This is a genomic window from Streptomyces sp. NPDC058373, assembly GCF_042723275.1.
Classification (GTDB): domain Bacteria; phylum Actinomycetota; class Actinomycetes; order Streptomycetales; family Streptomycetaceae; genus Streptomyces.
Genome location: NZ_JBHXJE010000023.1, coordinates 47203 through 63573 on the forward strand (window position 1 = coordinate 47203; position 16371 = coordinate 63573).

Annotated in this window: 15 protein-coding genes; 13 read left to right on the top strand and 2 right to left on the bottom strand. The window is 73.4% G+C overall.

Annotated elements, in window-relative coordinates; genetic code table 11:
- Positions 1 to 85: 85 nt before the first annotated feature.
- Together ACFWMZ_RS15615 and ACFWMZ_RS15620 are read left to right on the top strand one after the other, a co-directional pair.
- Positions 86 to 1291 carry a sensor histidine kinase gene (locus tag ACFWMZ_RS15615; RefSeq protein ID WP_383174658.1) on the top strand — a complete coding sequence of 402 codons (1206 nt, stop codon included), beginning with the start codon at positions 86 to 88 and terminating at the stop codon, positions 1289 to 1291.
- 268 nt (positions 1292 to 1559) lie between these two features.
- Positions 1560 to 2249 carry a response regulator gene (locus ACFWMZ_RS15620; RefSeq protein WP_383201958.1) on the top strand — a complete coding sequence of 230 codons (690 nt, stop codon included), beginning with the start codon at positions 1560 to 1562 and terminating at the stop codon, positions 2247 to 2249.
- A gap of 16 nt (positions 2250 to 2265) precedes the next feature.
- Here the strand turns inward: ACFWMZ_RS15620 and ACFWMZ_RS15625 are convergent, their stop codons facing one another.
- On the bottom strand, positions 2266 to 3507 hold the full coding sequence (locus ACFWMZ_RS15625; protein WP_383174664.1) for a threonine aldolase family protein: 1242 nt from the start codon (positions 3505 to 3507) through the stop codon (positions 2266 to 2268).
- Between the two features lie 259 nt (positions 3508 to 3766).
- Between ACFWMZ_RS15625 and ACFWMZ_RS15630 the strand changes: the two genes are divergently transcribed.
- The 10 genes from ACFWMZ_RS15630 to ACFWMZ_RS15675 all read left to right on the top strand — a co-directional run bounded on the left by ACFWMZ_RS15630 (position 3767) and on the right by ACFWMZ_RS15675 (position 12683).
- A complete protein-coding gene (locus ACFWMZ_RS15630; RefSeq protein ID WP_383174667.1) occupies positions 3767 to 4801 on the top strand; it encodes a Rossmann-like and DUF2520 domain-containing protein in 1035 nt (344 codons plus the stop codon).
- Entirely contained in the window at positions 4798 to 5850 is a 1053-nt protein-coding gene (gene panC, locus ACFWMZ_RS15635; protein ID WP_383201961.1) for a pantoate--beta-alanine ligase, read from the top strand. Before ACFWMZ_RS15630 ends, panC begins: the two co-directional genes overlap by 4 nt.
- Positions 5847 to 7595, top strand: coding sequence for an L-aspartate oxidase (locus ACFWMZ_RS15640; RefSeq protein ID WP_383201964.1), 1749 nt, complete (start codon positions 5847 to 5849; stop codon positions 7593 to 7595). Before panC ends, ACFWMZ_RS15640 begins: the two co-directional genes overlap by 4 nt.
- A 100-nt stretch (positions 7596 to 7695) precedes the next feature.
- Positions 7696 to 8718 carry a carboxylating nicotinate-nucleotide diphosphorylase gene (gene nadC, locus ACFWMZ_RS15645; RefSeq protein ID WP_383174677.1) on the top strand — a complete coding sequence of 341 codons (1023 nt, stop codon included), beginning with the start codon at positions 7696 to 7698 and terminating at the stop codon, positions 8716 to 8718.
- Positions 8718 to 9515 (top strand): type III pantothenate kinase, encoded by a 798-nt coding sequence (locus ACFWMZ_RS15650; RefSeq protein ID WP_383174680.1) that lies wholly within the window; start codon positions 8718 to 8720, stop codon positions 9513 to 9515. The genes nadC and ACFWMZ_RS15650 overlap by 1 nt, the downstream gene beginning before the upstream one ends.
- A 187-nt stretch (positions 9516 to 9702) precedes the next feature.
- A complete protein-coding gene (locus ACFWMZ_RS15655; protein ID WP_383174736.1) occupies positions 9703 to 10305 on the top strand; it encodes a hypothetical protein in 603 nt (200 codons plus the stop codon).
- 144 nt (positions 10306 to 10449) lie between these two features.
- Complete coding sequence (locus tag ACFWMZ_RS15660) at positions 10450 to 10632, top strand: hypothetical protein (protein WP_383174683.1); 183 nt, start codon at positions 10450 to 10452, stop codon at positions 10630 to 10632.
- Between the two features lie 303 nt (positions 10633 to 10935).
- On the top strand, positions 10936 to 11439 hold the full coding sequence (locus tag ACFWMZ_RS15665) for a BlaI/MecI/CopY family transcriptional regulator (RefSeq protein WP_383174686.1): 504 nt from the start codon (positions 10936 to 10938) through the stop codon (positions 11437 to 11439).
- Between the two features lie 10 nt (positions 11440 to 11449).
- Positions 11450 to 12094 (top strand): amino-acid N-acetyltransferase, encoded by a 645-nt coding sequence (locus tag ACFWMZ_RS15670; protein WP_383174688.1) that lies wholly within the window; start codon positions 11450 to 11452, stop codon positions 12092 to 12094.
- Between the two features lie 247 nt (positions 12095 to 12341).
- The gene (locus ACFWMZ_RS15675; protein ID WP_383174691.1) at positions 12342 to 12683 is read left to right on the top strand and encodes an Lsr2 family protein; all 342 of its coding nucleotides are present in this window, start codon (positions 12342 to 12344) and stop codon (positions 12681 to 12683) included.
- Here the strand turns inward: ACFWMZ_RS15675 and ACFWMZ_RS15680 are convergent.
- Positions 12614 to 13306 (bottom strand): SCO3374 family protein, encoded by a 693-nt coding sequence (locus ACFWMZ_RS15680; protein WP_383174694.1) that lies wholly within the window; start codon positions 13304 to 13306, stop codon positions 12614 to 12616. The two genes, ACFWMZ_RS15675 and ACFWMZ_RS15680, sit on opposite strands and share 70 nt — an antisense overlap.
- Positions 13307 to 13737: 431 nt before the next feature.
- Between ACFWMZ_RS15680 and ACFWMZ_RS15685 the strand changes: the two genes are divergently transcribed.
- The gene (locus ACFWMZ_RS15685; protein WP_383174697.1) at positions 13738 to 16260 is read left to right on the top strand and encodes an ATP-dependent Clp protease ATP-binding subunit; all 2523 of its coding nucleotides are present in this window, start codon (positions 13738 to 13740) and stop codon (positions 16258 to 16260) included.
- Positions 16261 to 16371: the final 111 nt, after the last annotated feature.

Here is a 16371-nt window from a genome sequence, read left to right on the forward strand (position 1 = left end):
TCCACCTAGGGGAGTACGCATGGCGGATACGGATCGGCCCTCCGGTTGACCCGGGCGCTCCGGCGACCTGCCTACGCTGGGTCACGTGCAGCGTCTCTACGATCTCATCCGCCGACACCCCACGTGGGTCGACAGCTTCTGGGCCGTCGTCCTGCTGGGTGTCAGCTTGATGGAGCTGCTCCCGGCCGACACCGGCGACACCTCGCGGGGCCCCTGGGCGGCCCGCTTCATGATCACCGTCGTGCTCTGCGTGACGGTCGCACTGCGCCGGAAGGCACCGGAGCGGACGCTGCTGCTCGCCGTCGGCGCGGGCCTGGCCCAGTTGATCACGGACGTGCCGGTGATCGTCACCGACTTCGCCTTCCTGGTCGTCATCCACACGGCAGCCGCCCACGGCGCGAAGTGGTCCTCGCGGCTGGCCCTGGTCGGCGGGGTGTGCGCGGCGCCTCTGGCCCAGGCCCGCTGGCCGCTGGAGAGCGGGGGGACGGCCGCCCGGTTGTTCTGGGCGATCCTCATGACGGTGCCGTTCGTCCTCGCCTGGGTGCTGGGCGACTCGCTGCGCACCCGGCGGGCCTACTTCGCCCAGCTGGAGGAGCGGGCCGACCGGCTGGAGCGGGAACGCGAGGCGCAGGCCAAGATCGTCGTCGCGGCCGAGCGGGCCCGCATCGCCCGGGAGCTGCACGACGTCGTCGCCCACAACGTCTCCGTCATGGTGGTCCAGGCGGACGGCGCCGCCTACGTCATCGACGCCGCCCCCGACCAGGCCAAGACCGCGCTGGAGACCATCTCCACCACCGGCCGCCAGGCGCTCGCCGAGATGCGCCGCCTGCTCGGCGTCCTGCGCAGCGACGGCCAGCCCGACACGGGCGAGTACGTACCGCAGCCCGACGCGGACCAGCTCGGCGAGCTGATCGAGCAGGTCCGCGCCGCCGGACTCGCCGTCGACTACCGCGTCGAGGGCTCCCCGCGCCCCCTGCCCAGCGGCGTCGGCCTCACCGCCTACCGCATCGTCCAGGAAGCCCTGACGAACACCCGCAAGCACGGCGGGCCCGACGTGGGCGCCAGCGTCCGCCTCGTCTACTTCGACGACGGCGTCGGCGTCCTGGTCGAGGACGACGGCGCGGGAGCTCCCCGCGAGCTGTACGGGGAGGGCGGCGCCGACGGCCAGGGCCAGGGGCTGATCGGCATGCGCGAGCGGGTCGGCATGGTCGGCGGCACGCTGGACGCGGGCCCGCGCCCGGGCGGCGGCTTCCGCATCAGCGTCCTGCTCCCGCTGAAACCCGCGGGGTGACATCCTCGACAGGCCGCCCCGCAAGGCGGCCGGGGGGCGCGCCGGGCACGGGCGTACGGGACCGCGGCCGACCGTGGAGCGGCAGGCGCACCGCGGCTCGGCCCCCGGCCCGGGCGGCAGGGCGGCGGACAGGAAGCGGCCCGGGCCCCGACCGGCCGGCACGGGCCCGGCTCCACCGCCCCGCCGGGAGCGGGCAACACCCGGACGGGACCAGCCACCGCCCCGGCACCACGACGCAGTACCCGAACAGGACAGGGAAGGGATTCGCATGGCGCCGATCCGCGTGATGCTCGTCGACGACCAGACGCTCTTGCGCACCGGCTTTCGCATGGTGCTCTCGGCCCAGCCCGACATGGAGGTGGTCGGGGAGGCGAGCGACGGTGCCGAGGCGATCGAGGTGCTGCGGTCGACCGCCGTCGACGTGGTGCTGATGGACGTGCGCATGCCGCGCCTGGACGGGGTGGAGGCGACCCGGCGGATCTGCGCGGCCGAGCAGCCGCCGAAGGTCCTGATCCTGACCACCTTCGACCTGGACGAGTACGCCTTCACCGGCCTGCGGGCCGGTGCCAGCGGGTTCATGCTCAAGGACGTTCCTCCTTCCGAACTGCTCACCGCGATCCGTTCCGTGCACAGCGGGGACGCCGTGGTCGCGCCGTCGACCACGCGCCGCCTCCTCGACCGGTTCGCGCCGATGCTCCCCGACGCGGCGGCCAAGCCCCGGCACGCCGGACTGGACCGGCTCACCGGACGCGAGCGCGAGGTGATGATCCTCGTCGCCCAGGGCCTCTCCAACGGCGAGATCGCCGCCCACCTCGTCCTCTCCGAGGCCACCGTCAAAACCCACGTGGGCCGCATCCTCACCAAGCTCGGCCTGCGCGACCGCGTCCAGGTCGTCGTCCTCGCCTACGAGACGGGCCTGATCCGCGCCGGCTCCGGAGGCACCGGAACCGGCCGCTGAGGGGACGGCCCCTCGCTCACCCCACGGCTCCTGCCACCCGCCGCGCGAACTCCTCGGCGGCCGCGGCGACCTCCTCCCGCGTCCACGCCAGCGCCGGCTCCGCCACCGTCACCTCGGCCATCGAGACACCCGGGGCCTCGGAGGGCATCCAGCGCCGGAAGAGGGCGGTGCCCGTCTCCTCGGCGAGCCCGGTGACCGCCGCGTCGAGCGCCTCCGCCTCGTACGGCAGCCAGACCTGGAACTGATGGGTGTGGACGGGCCGCGGGTGGACCCGGAACCACGGCACCCCGGCGGCGGCGAACCCGGCGCCGATCGCCTCGGCGACCTCCTGGGCCTTGGCCACGTACGAGGGCAGCAGCGGCAGGACCGTCTCCAGGCCGTGCAGGGCGGCGAGGGCGGTCGGGAACTGCTGGAAGAGCTGGCCGCCGTACCGGTGGCGCCACGTCCTGGCCTCCTCGACGAGGGAGGCCGACCCGGCCAGGGCGGCGCCGCCGATGCCCTCCAGTGACTTGTAGAAGGAGACGTAGACGCTGTCGGCGAGCGAGGCGATCTCCGGCAGCGGGCGGCCGAAATGGGTGGTGCACTCCCAGAGCCGGGCACCGTCCAGGTGGACCACGGCGTCCCGCTCCCGGGCGGCGGCCACCAACTCCGTCAGCTCCTCCCAGGTGGGCAGGACGAAACCGGCGTCCCGCAGCGGCAGCTCCAGCATGAGCGTGCCGAACGGTTCGGGGAACTCCTCTGTCTCGGCGGCCGTGGGCAGCCGCCGCTCACGCGTCGGGTGGACCGTGCGCAGCCCGCTCACCGCGCCGAGCGCGCCCCCCTCGTGCACCTCGGGGTGGGACAGCGGGTGGAGCGCCACCGTGCTGTTCCCCGAGCGCCCCGCCCAGCAGCGCAGGGCGACCTGCTGCGCCATCGTCCCGGTGGGGAAGAAGGCGGCCGCTTCGGTGCCGAGGACCTCGGCCACGCGGTCCTCCAGGGCCTCGACCACGCCGTTGCCGTACACGTCCACCGGCTCCGTCAGGTCGTACACCGAGGCGGCCCGCGCGGAGAGGGCGGCGAGCCGCTCCTGGAGGGTGGCGTCCGTGCTGTGGCGCGCGAGGACGCGCTCCGCGCCCCGCAGGGCGGCCGCGCGCCGGGCGTGCGCGTGACCTCCGCCGGGCTCCTCGCCGAGGGCCTTCCGCGCCAGGGGCCGCGCCACGTCCTCGGTGCCCGCCGCCGGGTCCGTCACCCTCTGCCGATCCCGCTCGTTCTCGTTCATGCCCCGATGATGTCCCAGCCGTGCGAGGGCGCGGCCGACGCGTCGGGAGCGGTTATGGAAGCACCAAGTCCGGTTCGCCGGTGCGGTGGGCGCCACTCCGGGGCGACCTGCGGAAAGGCCAAACGGAAGGGTTCAGTCCACCGGTCGTACAAATATGCACAGCCTGTGGACAACCGTGAGCCGGGCCCGAATGGCCCGCGTTAGCATGACGGAAATCGTCCGGTACCCCCAGCGGACTGGAACGGAAGGCCCCAGCCGAGTGAACACACCCTCCCTCCCCGACCCGCACGACCGCCCCGCCCGCCTCACCGTCGGCGTCGTCGGCGCCGGCCGCGTCGGCACCGCCCTCGCGGCCGCGCTCCAGCTCGCCGGGCACCGCCCGGTCGCGACCTCCGGGGTCTCCGACGCCTCCCGGCGCCGCGCCGACGCCCTGCTCCCGGGCGTCCCCCTGGTCGACCCCGCCGAGGTGCTGGCCAGTGCCGACCTCGTCCTGCTCACCGTCCCCGACGACGCCCTGCCCGACCTGGTCGAAGGGCTCGCCGCCACCGGCGCCGTCCGCCCCGGCCAGCTGCTGGTGCACACCTCGGGCCGGTACGGCGTCGACGTGCTCGCCCCCGCCCGCCGAGCCGGGGCGCTGCCGCTCGCCCTGCACCCCGCGATGACCTTCACCGGCACCCCCGTCGACGTGCAGCGCCTGGCCGGCTGCTCCTTCGGCGTCACCGCCCCGGACGAGCTGCGCCTCGCCGCCGAAGCCCTGGTCATCGAGATGGGCGGCGAGCCGGAATGGATCGCCGAGGAGGCCCGTCCCCTCTATCACGCGGCCCTCGCGCTGGGCGCCAACCACCTGGTCACCCTGGTCGCCGAGGCCATGGAGCTGCTGCGCGAGGCCGGCGTCGGCGCCCCCGACCGGATGCTCGGCCCCCTCCTCGGCGCCGCCCTGGACAACGCCCTGCGCTCCGGCGACGCCGCCCTCACCGGCCCGGTCGCCCGCGGGGACGCCGGGACCGTCGCCGCCCATGTCGAGCAGTTGCGCAGCCACGCCCCGCGCACCGTCCCCGGGTACCTCGCGATGGCCCGGGCCACCGCCGACCGAGCCCTTGACCAGGGCCTGCTCAAGCCCGACCTCGCGGCCGCCCTCCTCGCCGTCCTGGCCGACCGCGCCCAGGACTCCGCACACCGCCGGCCCCCGGGCACCGGTCCCGGCACACCTCCCGCCGACGGCGGCCACCCCGACGACGAGCGCCCCGACGGCGAAGGCCAGGACGGCGAAGGCCAGGACGGAACGGACCGATGACCCACCCCACCCCCACCTCGCCCACCGCCACCGCGAAGGGCCCCGCCCGAGCCGCCACCCTCGTCCGCACCGCCGCGGAGCTGCACGCCGTGCCGCGCCCCGGGCGGCGGGCCGTGGTGATGACGATGGGCGCGCTCCACGAGGGCCACGCCCAGCTCGTCGCCACCGCCCGCGAGCTGGCCGGACCCGACGGGCAGGTCGTCGTCACCGTCTTCGTCAACCCGCTCCAGTTCGGCGCGGGTGAAGACCTGGACCGGTACCCGCGCACCCTCGACGCCGACCTGGAGACCGCCCGCACGGCCGGTGCCGACCTGGTCTTCGCCCCCTCGGTGGACGAGGTCTACCCGGGCGGCGAACCGCAGGTCAGGATCACCGCCGGGCCGCTCGGCGGCCTGCTCGAAGGCGCCACCCGCCCCGGCCACTTCGACGGCATGCTCACCGTCGTCGCCAAGCTCCTCCACCTCACCCGGCCCGACCTCGCGCTCTACGGACAGAAGGACGCCCAGCAGCTCGCGCTGATCCGCCGCATGGTGAAGGACCTCAACTTCGGCGTCGAGATCGTCGCCGTCCCCACCGTCCGCGAGGCCGACGGACTGGCCCGCTCCAGCCGCAATCGCTTCCTCTCCGCCGCCGAGCGCCGCACCGCGCTCGCCCTCTCCCGCGCCCTGTTCGCGGGCCGTGCCCGCCTGGGCGCCCAGGAAGCCCTGCGCGACCGCGCCGACGCGGCCCCCGGCGACCCCGCCCGCGCCGAGGCGCTCGACGCCCTCGGCGAGTCCCGCCTCGCCGCCGGCGCCCATGCCGTGGCCCACGCCCAGGTCCCCGGCCCCGCCGCCGTCCGCGAGTCGGCCCGCGCCGTGCTCAGCGACGCGGGCCGCGCCGAGCCGCCACTCGTCCTTGACTACCTCGCCCTGATCGACCCGGCCACCTTCCGCGAGGTCACCGAGGATCACCACGGGGAAGCCGTCCTCGCCGTCGCCGCGAAGGTCGGCGCCACCCGCCTCATCGACAACATCCCCCTCCACTTCGCACCGCACGGAGCCGCCTCGTGACCGGCCAGCCCCCCGAGCAGAGGACCCCCCGCACGGCGATACGCCTGCCCGCGCCCGCCCCGGGCTGGGCCGAGCCCGCCGACGTCGTGGTGGTCGGCAGCGGTGTCGCCGGGCTGACCGCGGCCCTGCGCTGCGCGGCGGCGGGACTGCGTACGGTCGTCGTCACCAAGGCGCGGCTGGACGACGGGTCGACGCGGTGGGCGCAGGGCGGGATCGCCGCCGCGCTCGGCGAGGGCGACACCCCCGGCCAGCACCTCGACGACACCCTCGTCGCGGGCGCCGGCCTCTGCGACGAGGAGGCGGTCCGCCTGCTGGTCACCGAGGGGCCGGACGCGGTGCGCCGCCTCATCGACACCGGCGCCGTCTTCGACACCGCCGACGACGGGGGCACCATCGCGCTCACCCGCGAGGGCGGCCACCACCGGCGCCGGATCGCCCACGCGGGCGGCGACGCGACCGGCGCGGAGATCTCCCGTGCCCTGGTCGCCGCCGTCCGCGCCCGCTCGATCCGCACAGTCGAGAACGCCCTCGTCCTCGACCTGCTCACCGACGCCGAGGGCCGCACCGCCGGAGTCACCCTGCACGTGATGGGCGAGGGGCGGCACGACGGCGTCGGCGCCATCCACGCCCCCGCCGTGGTCCTCGCCACCGGCGGCATGGGCCAGGTCTTCTCCGCCACCACCAACCCGGCGGTCTCCACCGGCGACGGCGTGGCGCTCGCGCTGCGCGCCGGGGCCGAGGTCTCCGACCTGGAGTTCGTCCAGTTCCACCCGACCGTCCTCTTCCTCGGCGCCGACGCCGAGGGCCAGCAGCCGCTGGTCTCCGAGGCGGTCCGGGGCGAGGGGGCGCACCTGGTCGACGCCGACGGGGTGCGCTTCATGGCCGGGCAGCACGAACTGGCCGAACTGGCCCCGCGCGACATCGTCGCCAAGGCGATCACGCGCCGGATGCGGGAGCAGGACGCCGAGCACATGTACCTCGACGCCCGCCACTTCGGCGCAGGGATGTGGGCCGAGCGCTTCCCGACCATCCTCGCCGCGTGCCGCGCCCACTCCATCGACCCGGTCAGCGAGCCGATCCCGGTCGCCCCCGCGGCCCACTACGCCTCCGGCGGCATCCGCACCGACCGCTCGGGCCGCACCACCCTCCCCGGCCTCTACGCCTGCGGCGAGGCCGCCTGCACCGGCGTCCACGGCGCCAACCGCCTCGCCTCCAACTCCCTCCTGGAGGGGCTGGTCTACGCGGAGCGCATCGCCGACGCCATCGTGGCGGCCCACCCGGCCGACGGCCCCGCGCCCGTACCGGCTGAGCCCGCCTCGGCCGCGACGGCCCCCCTGCTCGCCCCCGAGCAGCGGTTCGCCATCCAGCGGACCATGACGCGCGGCGCCGGAGTCCTGCGGTCCGAAGCCTCCCTCGCCGCGGCCGCCGAAGCCTTGTCGGTCATCCGCGAGCAGGCCGGGGACCTCCCGGCCGAGGGCGCGCACGGCGAGGCCAAGCCCGCCGAGCCGGGCGTCGAGAGCTGGGAGGCGACCAACCTCCTCTGTGTCGCCCGCGTCCTCGTCGACTCCGCCCGCCGCCGCACCGAGACCCGCGGCTGCCACTGGCGCGAGGACCACCCGGACCGCGACGACAACCGCTGGCGCCGCCACCTCGTCACGCGGCTGAACCAGGACCGTACGCTCACCGTGCACACCACCGACGGGCCGGGCCTCCCGGCCACCGCCCCGGCCGGGGGCGCGCCGTGAGCCGTACCGGTGGCCGCGAGCCGGCCGCCCACCGCCCCGCCCGGCCCGACCGCGCACACCCTTTCCCACCCCGACCCCACCCTCCCCAGGAGCCCTGACCGTGAGCAGCACCCCCGACCTCCCCCTCCACCGGATCGGCGCCCAGGACGAGGGCGGCGGCTGCGGTGACTCCTGCGGCTGCGGGCACTCCGCCGAGGAGACGGAACTGACCATCGACCCGGCGCTCGCCGCGTACTTCGCCACCGCCGGGGTCGACCCGTTCGACGTCGAGCAGGTCGCCCTGCTCGCGCTCGCCGAGGACCTCGCCGACGGCGAGGACGTCACCACCGTCGCCACCATCCCCGGGGACGCGGTCGCCACCGCCGACTTCACCGCCCGGGAGAACGGCACGGTCGCCGGGCTCCGGATCGCCGAGGCGGTGCTGTCGATCGTCGCCACCGAGGAGTTCGAGGTGGACCGGCACGTCGAGGACGGCGACCGGATCACCGCGGGCGAGACGCTGCTGACCGTCACCGCCCGCACCCGCGACCTGCTCACCGCCGAGCGCAGCGCCCTCAACATCCTCTGCCGCCTCTCCGGCATCGCCACCGCCACCCGCGCCTGGGCGGACGCCCTGGAGGGGACGAAGGCGAAGGTGCGCGACACCCGCAAGACCACCCCCGGCCTGCGCGCCCTGGAGAAGTACGCGGTCCGCTGCGGCGGCGGCGTCAACCACCGCATGTCGCTCTCCGACGCGGCCCTCGTCAAGGACAACCACGTCGTCGCGGCCGGCGGCGTGGCCGCCGCGTTCCGCGCGGTCCGCGAGCGCTTCCCGGAGGTCCCCATCGAGGTCGAGGTCGACACCCTCCACCAGCTCCGCGAGGTGGTGGAGGCCGGCGCCGACCTGATCCTGCTGGACAACTTCACCACCATCGAGACCGAGGAGGCCGTCGCCCTGGTCGACGGCCGCGCCCTGCTGGAGTCCTCCGGCCGCCTCACCCTGACGAGCGCCCGCGCCTACGCCGAGACCGGCGTCGACTACCTCGCGGTGGGCGCCCTCACCCACTCCGCGCCCGTCCTCGACATCGGTCTGGACCTGCGCGGACCCGCCCGCCTCACCGCCGTCGAGGGAGCGGGCGCCTGATGCTGCTCACCATCGACGTCGGCAACACCCACACCGTCCTCGGCCTCTTCGACGCCGACGAGATCGTGGAGCACTGGCGGATCTCCACCGACCCGAGGCGCACCGCCGACGAGCTGGCCGTCCTCCTCCAGGGCCTGATGGGCACCCACCCGCTGCTCGGCGAGGAGCTGGGCGACGGCATCGAGGGCATCGCCATCTGCTCGACGGTCCCCTCGGTCCTGCACGAGCTGCGCGAGGTGACCCGGCGGTACTACGGCGACGTGCCCGCCGTGCTGGTCGAGCCCGGCATCAAGACCGGCGTGCCGATCCTCATGGACAACCCGAAGGAGGTCGGCGCCGACCGCATCATCAACGCGGCCGCCGCCATCGAGCTCTTCGGCGGCCCCGCGATCGTCGTCGACTTCGGCACCGCCACCACCTTCGACGCCGTCTCGGCCCGCGGCGAGTACGTCGGCGGTGTCATCGCCCCCGGCATCGAGATCTCGGTGGAGGCGCTTGGCGCGAAGGGCGCCCAGCTCCGCAAGATCGAGGTGGCCCGGCCGCGCAGCGTGATCGGCAAGAACACCGTCGAGGCGATGCAGTCCGGCATCATCTACGGCTTCGCCGGCCAGGTCGACGGCGTGGTGGCCCGGATGGCCCGCGAGCTGGCCGACGACCCCCAGGACGTCACGGTCATCGCCACCGGCGGCCTCGCCCCGCTGGTCCTCAAGGAGTCCACCGTCATCGACGAGCACGAGCCCTGGCTCACCCTGATCGGCCTCCGCCTGGTCTACGAGCGGAACCGGCCACGCCTCTGACGGCGCCGCCCGCGACCGGGCCGCCGCCTCGCCGGCCCCCGTCCCCCCGCCCGACCGGCGGCGCGGGCGGGGCCGTTCGGAGGGCCCTGACGTGCGGAACCGCGCCACCCCATTTACGTTAAGCCGATTTTGTCTGGTTTGTGCGTATCGTCGGCCCATGCCCACGCCATACGGATTCCGCGGCGGCATGGCGTTCGGCGCAGACGAGCTGCGTGTGCTCCGACGCGCCCTCGCCATCGCCCTCCAGCCCAGCACCGCCGACGACGAAGACGTCTCCAGCTGTCTGCGTCTGGCCCACTCGGTCGACGAGGCGGTCCACGAGAGTGCCCGGCTCCGTGCCTTCCTCCTCGCCGACCTCGCCCGCTACCGGGCGGCCCTGCCGGGCACGGTCGCGGGGTACCTCCCTCTGCTGGAGGAAGCCCTCGGCGCCGGATACCAGCCGGTTCCCGACGACCTCGCCGCCCTCAGAGCCCTGCGCGGCAACGAGGTCGCGGCCGACCTGCTCGCCCGCTGCCGGGTCCTCGCCGAGCGCGCGGTCCGGGCGAAGCTGGCGGGCCGCCCGGTCCCGGCCGAGGCCGCGCGCGCCACGGTCCCCGCCTCGCGCACCCGCCTGCACGCGCTGCCCGGCGGCGACGCGGCCGAGCGCCCGGCGGGCCCCGGCCCCGACCGGCGCCCCGGCACTCCCGACCCCGAGCGCGAGCGGCCGGTGCCGACGCCCGCCGAGGTCTTCCCGCCCAAGCGCAAACCGGCCCCGCCGGCCGAACCCCCGAGGAAGCTCGCCGCCGGCTGACCCGGCACCGCACCCGGACGACCCGGTGCCGGGCGGAGAACCCCGCCGCCCGACACCGGGTCCTCCGCGTACGCGCGCGGGATGCGGCGCCGACACGGCCGGGGCGGGGCGCGGGCCCCGGAAGCCGGTGGTTACTCTGGTCCCATGGACTACGTCTCCGCGCTTCTGCCTCCCACGGTGATGGCCATCTTCTTCGGCGCCCTCATCACGGTCATCGTGAAGACCCAGGGCGGCGCCAACAAGGCCAAGGAGGACGCGGCCGTCGACGCCGCCCTCGCCCGCGTCGAGAACACCCGTCAGGCCGCCGCACCGGCCAAGGACCTCTGAGACCGGACCTCACCCCGCCGCGCGCCCGCGCCCTCCCGTCGTACGCCCGCCGTGCGGCGCGTCGAGGGCCGCCGCACGTGCCGCTCGCGCACCCCGCCCGCCGTGCCCTGCCCGGCCGGAGCGGGGTTTCCGCATTTCCGGGCGGGTTCCGAGGTGCTCCGGGACGGTGAGCGCGGGTGCTCCCGGGCGATCCCCTTTTCGCGTTCCGTGGCCCTGCCGCGCCATGTCCGCCGGAGAATGCGGCTGTTCCCGCACTAAGGTGCACCTGTGCCTCGGCCCTTGGGAGAACTTGAAGACGCCGTCATGACACGGGTGTGGAAGTGGAACCGCCCTGTGACCGTTCGGGAAGTGCTGGAGGATCTTCAGCAGGAACGATCGATCGCTTACACCACCGTGATGACGGTAATGGACAATCTCTATCAGAAGGGCTGGGTGCGGAGAGAAGCGGAGGGGCGGGCCTATCGATATGCGGCGGTCTCGACCCGTGCCGCGTACGCCGCCGCGCTGATGAACGAGGCCTGGCAGCGCAGCGACAACCAGGCCGCCGCTCTCGTCGCGTTCTTCGGCATGATGTCGCCCGAACAACGCGAAGCCCTCACAGACGCGATGCGCGTCGTCCAACTTCCCGCGGAAGCGCCCCGAGAAGTCCCCGCGCCGCCGGAAGGCGCGGAAGAAGCCGACCACGCCGAAGAGGCGGAACGCCCGGAAGAACCGGCACAAGCCGACGAGGACCCTCCCGCGCCCACCGCGGCCGCGGAACTCCCGGAATCCGAGGGCGGTGCCGCCCAGGCCGGTGGCGGGCGATAGCGTCGCCGGTATGTCCTCAGGGTCGGCGGATGACTCCGCAGAAGCAGCAGCAGAACACCCGGCGGCACCGGGCGGGGCCGCACCGGCCCGCCCCACCGCGCCGGAACGGGCCGCGGAGAACGCGGCGGGCGGCAATGGCACGCCCCCCGCGAAAGCCCTCAGCGTCCGCCGCGCCCGCACCAGCGACATCCCCGCGGTCCGCTCTCTGCTCGACTCCTACGTACGCAAGGGCATCCTGCTCGACAAAGCGACGGTGACCCTTTACGAGGACATCCAGGAGTTCTGGGTCGCCGAACGCGACGACAACGCCGAGGTCGTCGGTTGCGGTGCCCTTCACGTGATGTGGGAAGACCTCGCCGAAGTCCGCACTCTCGCGGTGAATCCCGAGGTCAGAGGCGCGGGCGTGGGCCATCAGGTACTCGGCAAGCTCCTTCAGACGGCGCGCTGGCTGGGAGTGCGGCGGGTTTTCTGCCTCACCTTCGAGGTCGACTTCTTCGCCCGCCACGGCTTCGTCGAGATCGGTGAGACACCGGTGGATCACGACGTCTACAGCGAGCTGCTGCGTTCCTATGACGAGGGTGTCGCGGAGTTCCTCGGGCTCGAACGGGTGAAACCGAACACCCTCGGCAACAGCCGCATGCTTCTGCATCTCTGAGCGCCCGCCCGGTACGGTGATCGCCCGCCATTTCCCGAAGGCGCCCCCGCTGTGGTGAGCTATGTCCGAAACGCGCACGTTTCCGGAGCTCTTCCCGGCGCCTTCCCCGCATCGGTTCCCCCAGGGGGTTTGTGTTTTCCGGTGAAAAGCGGTTTGCTTTCCGGCGTACTGCATATAACAGGGGATGGCGAAACGGCGGGCATCCGCTGCGGCCTCGGCCCTGAAGTTATCGATGAAAGGAAATCCCGTGGCACAGAAGGTTCAGGTCCTTCTTGTCGATGACCTCGACGGTGGCGAGGCGGACGAGACCGTGACGTTCGCGCTCGACGGCAAGTCCTACGAGATCGACCTCAAGTCCGAGCACGCCGAAGAGCTGCGCTCGCTCCTGGAGCGGTACGTGAAGGGCGGCCGGCGCACCGGTGGCCGCAGCACCGGCGGCCGTGGCCGCGCGACCCGCGCCGCCTCCGGCGGTTCCGGCCCGGAGACCGCGGTCATCCGCGCCTGGGCCAAGGAGAACGGTTACGACATCAACGACCGCGGCCGCGTCCCGGCCAACATCCGCGCCGAGTACGAGAAGGCCAACGGCTGATCTCCGCTCCGCCCCAGTCTGAGCCGGTGGCACGCCGTCGCCGCCGCGCTCACCAGCCGTACGAGGTCGGGGGCGCCGCCGTCGCCCAGCCGTGTCAGACCGGGCAGGACGGGCGTGCGCCCCGGCCGTCCGGCGACCGGCGACCGCAGCCACCGCGCGGCAGCACCGGCCTCCTCCCGTCCCGGCGGCGCGGGCGCCACCAGGTGGCCGCCCTCCCCGACGCCGCGCAGCTCGGGGACGAGGCCGCCCCACTCCAGCCAGTCGAGCAGCCCCGGCAGCTCGCCCGCGGAGCCGGGCGCCACCAGCAGGCGCATCGTCTCCCCGTCCACCGCCACCGGCGTCGACGGGTGCAGCCGGTCCAGCACCTCCCACCCGGCCCGCGCGGGCAGCGAGAGCGCGTCGAAGGCGACCCCGGTCGGCAGCAGCGGCGGCGCCCCGCCCGTCACCGGCCAGCCCACCCCCTCCGCGTACCAGGCGCGCCACGCGTCGTACGCCCCGGCGCCGTCGGGGAGCGGAGGGCGCGGGCGCGGTACGGGCGGCCGGGCGGAGCCGGCGGGCGCGGCGGGCTCCGCCGCCCGGCGCGGGCGGGGCGTGCGGGGGCCGTTCGGGCCGGGGGACACCATGTCGGGGAGAACCCCGGGAACCTTCGCAAGGTTACGTACCGTTGTGCGGTGTGTGCGAAGGGTTCGCACGGTGAGGGGTCTGCGCGGCATTCGGCGGCGCAAGGCTGTTCGCCCGTAGCTGAGGGATGGGAGGTGATCGGCATGGACTGCCGGTTGCCGCGGGTAAGAGATGCCTAGTGGGGAGGGGCGAGAGGCTCGTCCGGCCGTCCCGCGTTCGCCATCGGCGTAGTGGCAGTGCGGGTAACAGCTTGGCCTGCGGGAACATCGTCTCGCACCATCGGGTTGGAGCAGTTGTCGGCGTTCGGGGTCAGGAGGCCACTGACGGGTGTCGGCAGTTGGAATGAGCGGTCCCCGCTTGCGGGACTAAGCTGCGGAAGGACAGGGAGGGGACCGACCCCTTACTGCCTGACCGCTCTGAGGAGCGATTAACGATGTTCGAGAGGTTCACCGACCGCGCGCGGCGGGTTGTCGTCCTGGCTCAGGAAGAAGCCCGGATGCTCAACCACAACTACATCGGCACCGAGCACATTCTCCTGGGACTGATCCACGAGGGTGAGGGTGTCGCCGCTAAGGCCCTGGAGAGCCTCGGGATTTCGCTCGAGGCGGTCCGCCAGCAGGTGGAGGAGATCATCGGTCAGGGCCAGCAGGCCCCGTCCGGCCACATCCCCTTCACCCCTCGCGCCAAGAAGGTCCTGGAGCTTTCGCTCCGCGAGGCCCTCCAGCTCGGCCACAACTACATCGGCACGGAGCACATCCTGCTCGGCCTGATCCGCGAGGGCGAGGGCGTCGCCGCCCAGGTCCTCGTGAAGCTGGGCGCCGATCTGAACCGGGTGCGGCAGCAGGTCATCCAGCTGCTCTCCGGTTACTCCGGAGGCAAGGAGGCCGCCACGGCAGGCGGTCCGGCCGAGGGCACGCCCTCGACCTCCCTGGTCCTCGACCAGTTCGGCCGCAACCTCACGCAGGCCGCCCGCGAATCCAAGCTCGACCCGGTCATCGGGCGCGAGAAGGAGATCGAGCGGGTCATGCAGGTGCTGTCGCGCCGTACCAAGAACAATCCGGTCCTCATCGGCGAGCCCGGCGTCGGCAAGACCGCCGTCGTCGAGGGACTGGCGCAGGCCATCGTCAAGGGCGAGGTGCCCGAGACCCTCAAGGACAAGCACCTCTACACCCTGGACCTCGGCGCGCTGGTCGCCGGCTCCCGGTACCGCGGTGACTTCGAGGAGCGCCTGAAGAAGGTCCTCAAGGAGATCCGCACCCGCGGTGACATCGTCCTGTTCATCGACGAGCTGCACACGCTCGTCGGCGCGGGCGCCGCCGAGGGCGCGATCGACGCCGCCTCGATCCTCAAGCCGATGCTCGCCCGCGGTGAGCTCCAGACGATCGGTGCGACCACCCTCGACGAGTACCGCAAGCACCTGGAGAAGGACGCCGCGCTGGAGCGCCGCTTCCAGCCGATCCAGGTCGCGGAGCCGTCGCTGCCGCACACCATCGAGATCCTCAAGGGTCTGCGGGACCGGTACGAGGCCCACCACCGGGTCTCCATCACCGACTCCGCGCTGGTGGCCGCCGCGACCCTGGCCGACCGGTACATCTCGGACCGCTTCCTGCCGGACAAGGCGATCGACCTGATCGACGAGGCCGGTTCCCGGATGCGCATCCGCCGGATGACCGCGCCGCCGGACCTCCGGGAGTTCGACGAGAAGATCGCCGGTGTCCGCCGGGACAAGGAGTCCGCGATCGACTCGCAGGACTTCGAGAAGGCCGCCTCCCTCCGCGACAAGGAGAAGCAGCTCCTGGCCGCCAAGGCCAAGCGGGAGAAGGAGTGGAAGGCCGGCGACATGGACGTCGTCGCCGAGGTCGACGAGGACCTGATCGCCGAGGTCCTGGCCACGGCCACGGGCATCCCGGTCTTCAAGCTGACCGAGGAGGAGTCCTCGCGTCTGCTGCGCATGGAGGACGAGCTCCACAAGCGCGTCATCGGCCAGAAGGACGCCGTCAAGGCGCTCTCCCGGGCGATCCGGCGTACGCGGGCCGGGCTCAAGGACCCGAAGCGTCCCGGTGGCTCGTTCATCTTCGCCGGTCCGTCCGGTGTCGGTAAGACCGAGCTGTCCAAGGCGCTCGCCGAGTTCCTCTTCGGCGACGAGGAGGCGCTGATCTCCCTCGACATGTCGGAGTTCAGCGAGAAGCACACGGTCTCCCGCCTCTTCGGCTCGCCCCCCGGCTACGTGGGGTACGAAGAGGGCGGTCAGCTGACCGAGAAGGTGCGCCGCAAGCCGTTCTCCGTCGTCCTCTTCGACGAGGTGGAGAAGGCCCACCCGGACATCTTCAACTCGCTGCTCCAGATCCTGGAGGACGGTCGCCTGACCGACTCCCAGGGCCGGGTCGTCGACTTCAAGAACACGGTCATCATCATGACGACCAACCTCGGCACCCGGGACATCTCCAAGGGCTTCAACCTGGGCTTCGCCGCCCAGGGCGACACCAAGAGCAACTACGAGCGGATGAAGGCGAAGGTCAGCGACGAGCTGAAGCAGCACTTCCGCCCCGAGTTCCTCAACCGTGTCGACGACGTCATCGTCTTCCCGCAGCTCAGCCAGGACGACATCCTCCAGATCGTCGACCTCATGGTCGGCCGCGTGGACGAGCGTCTGAAGGACCGGGACATGGGCCTGGAGCTCAGCGCGGAGGCCAAGGAGCTGCTCGCCAAGAAGGGTTACGACCCGGTTCTGGGCGCGCGTCCGCTGCGTCGCACCATCCAGCGGGAGATCGAGGACACCCTGTCCGAGAAGATCCTCTTCGGCGACCTCCGCCCCGGCCACATCGTGGTCGTCGGCACCGAGGGCGAGGGCGACGCCAAGACCTTCACCTTCCGGGGTGAGGAGAAGGCCGCGCTGCCGGACGCCCCGCCGGTCGAGTCGGCCGCCGGTGGCGGACCGAACCTGAGCAAGGAGTAAGCCGGGCGCGCCCCCAGGGGCGCCGCCAGGCTGGGCCGCCTCCCCGGGCCTGTTCCTCGGAACGGGACCGGGGAGGCGGCCTTTCCGCGTCCGGGCCCGGCCGGGGGCGGT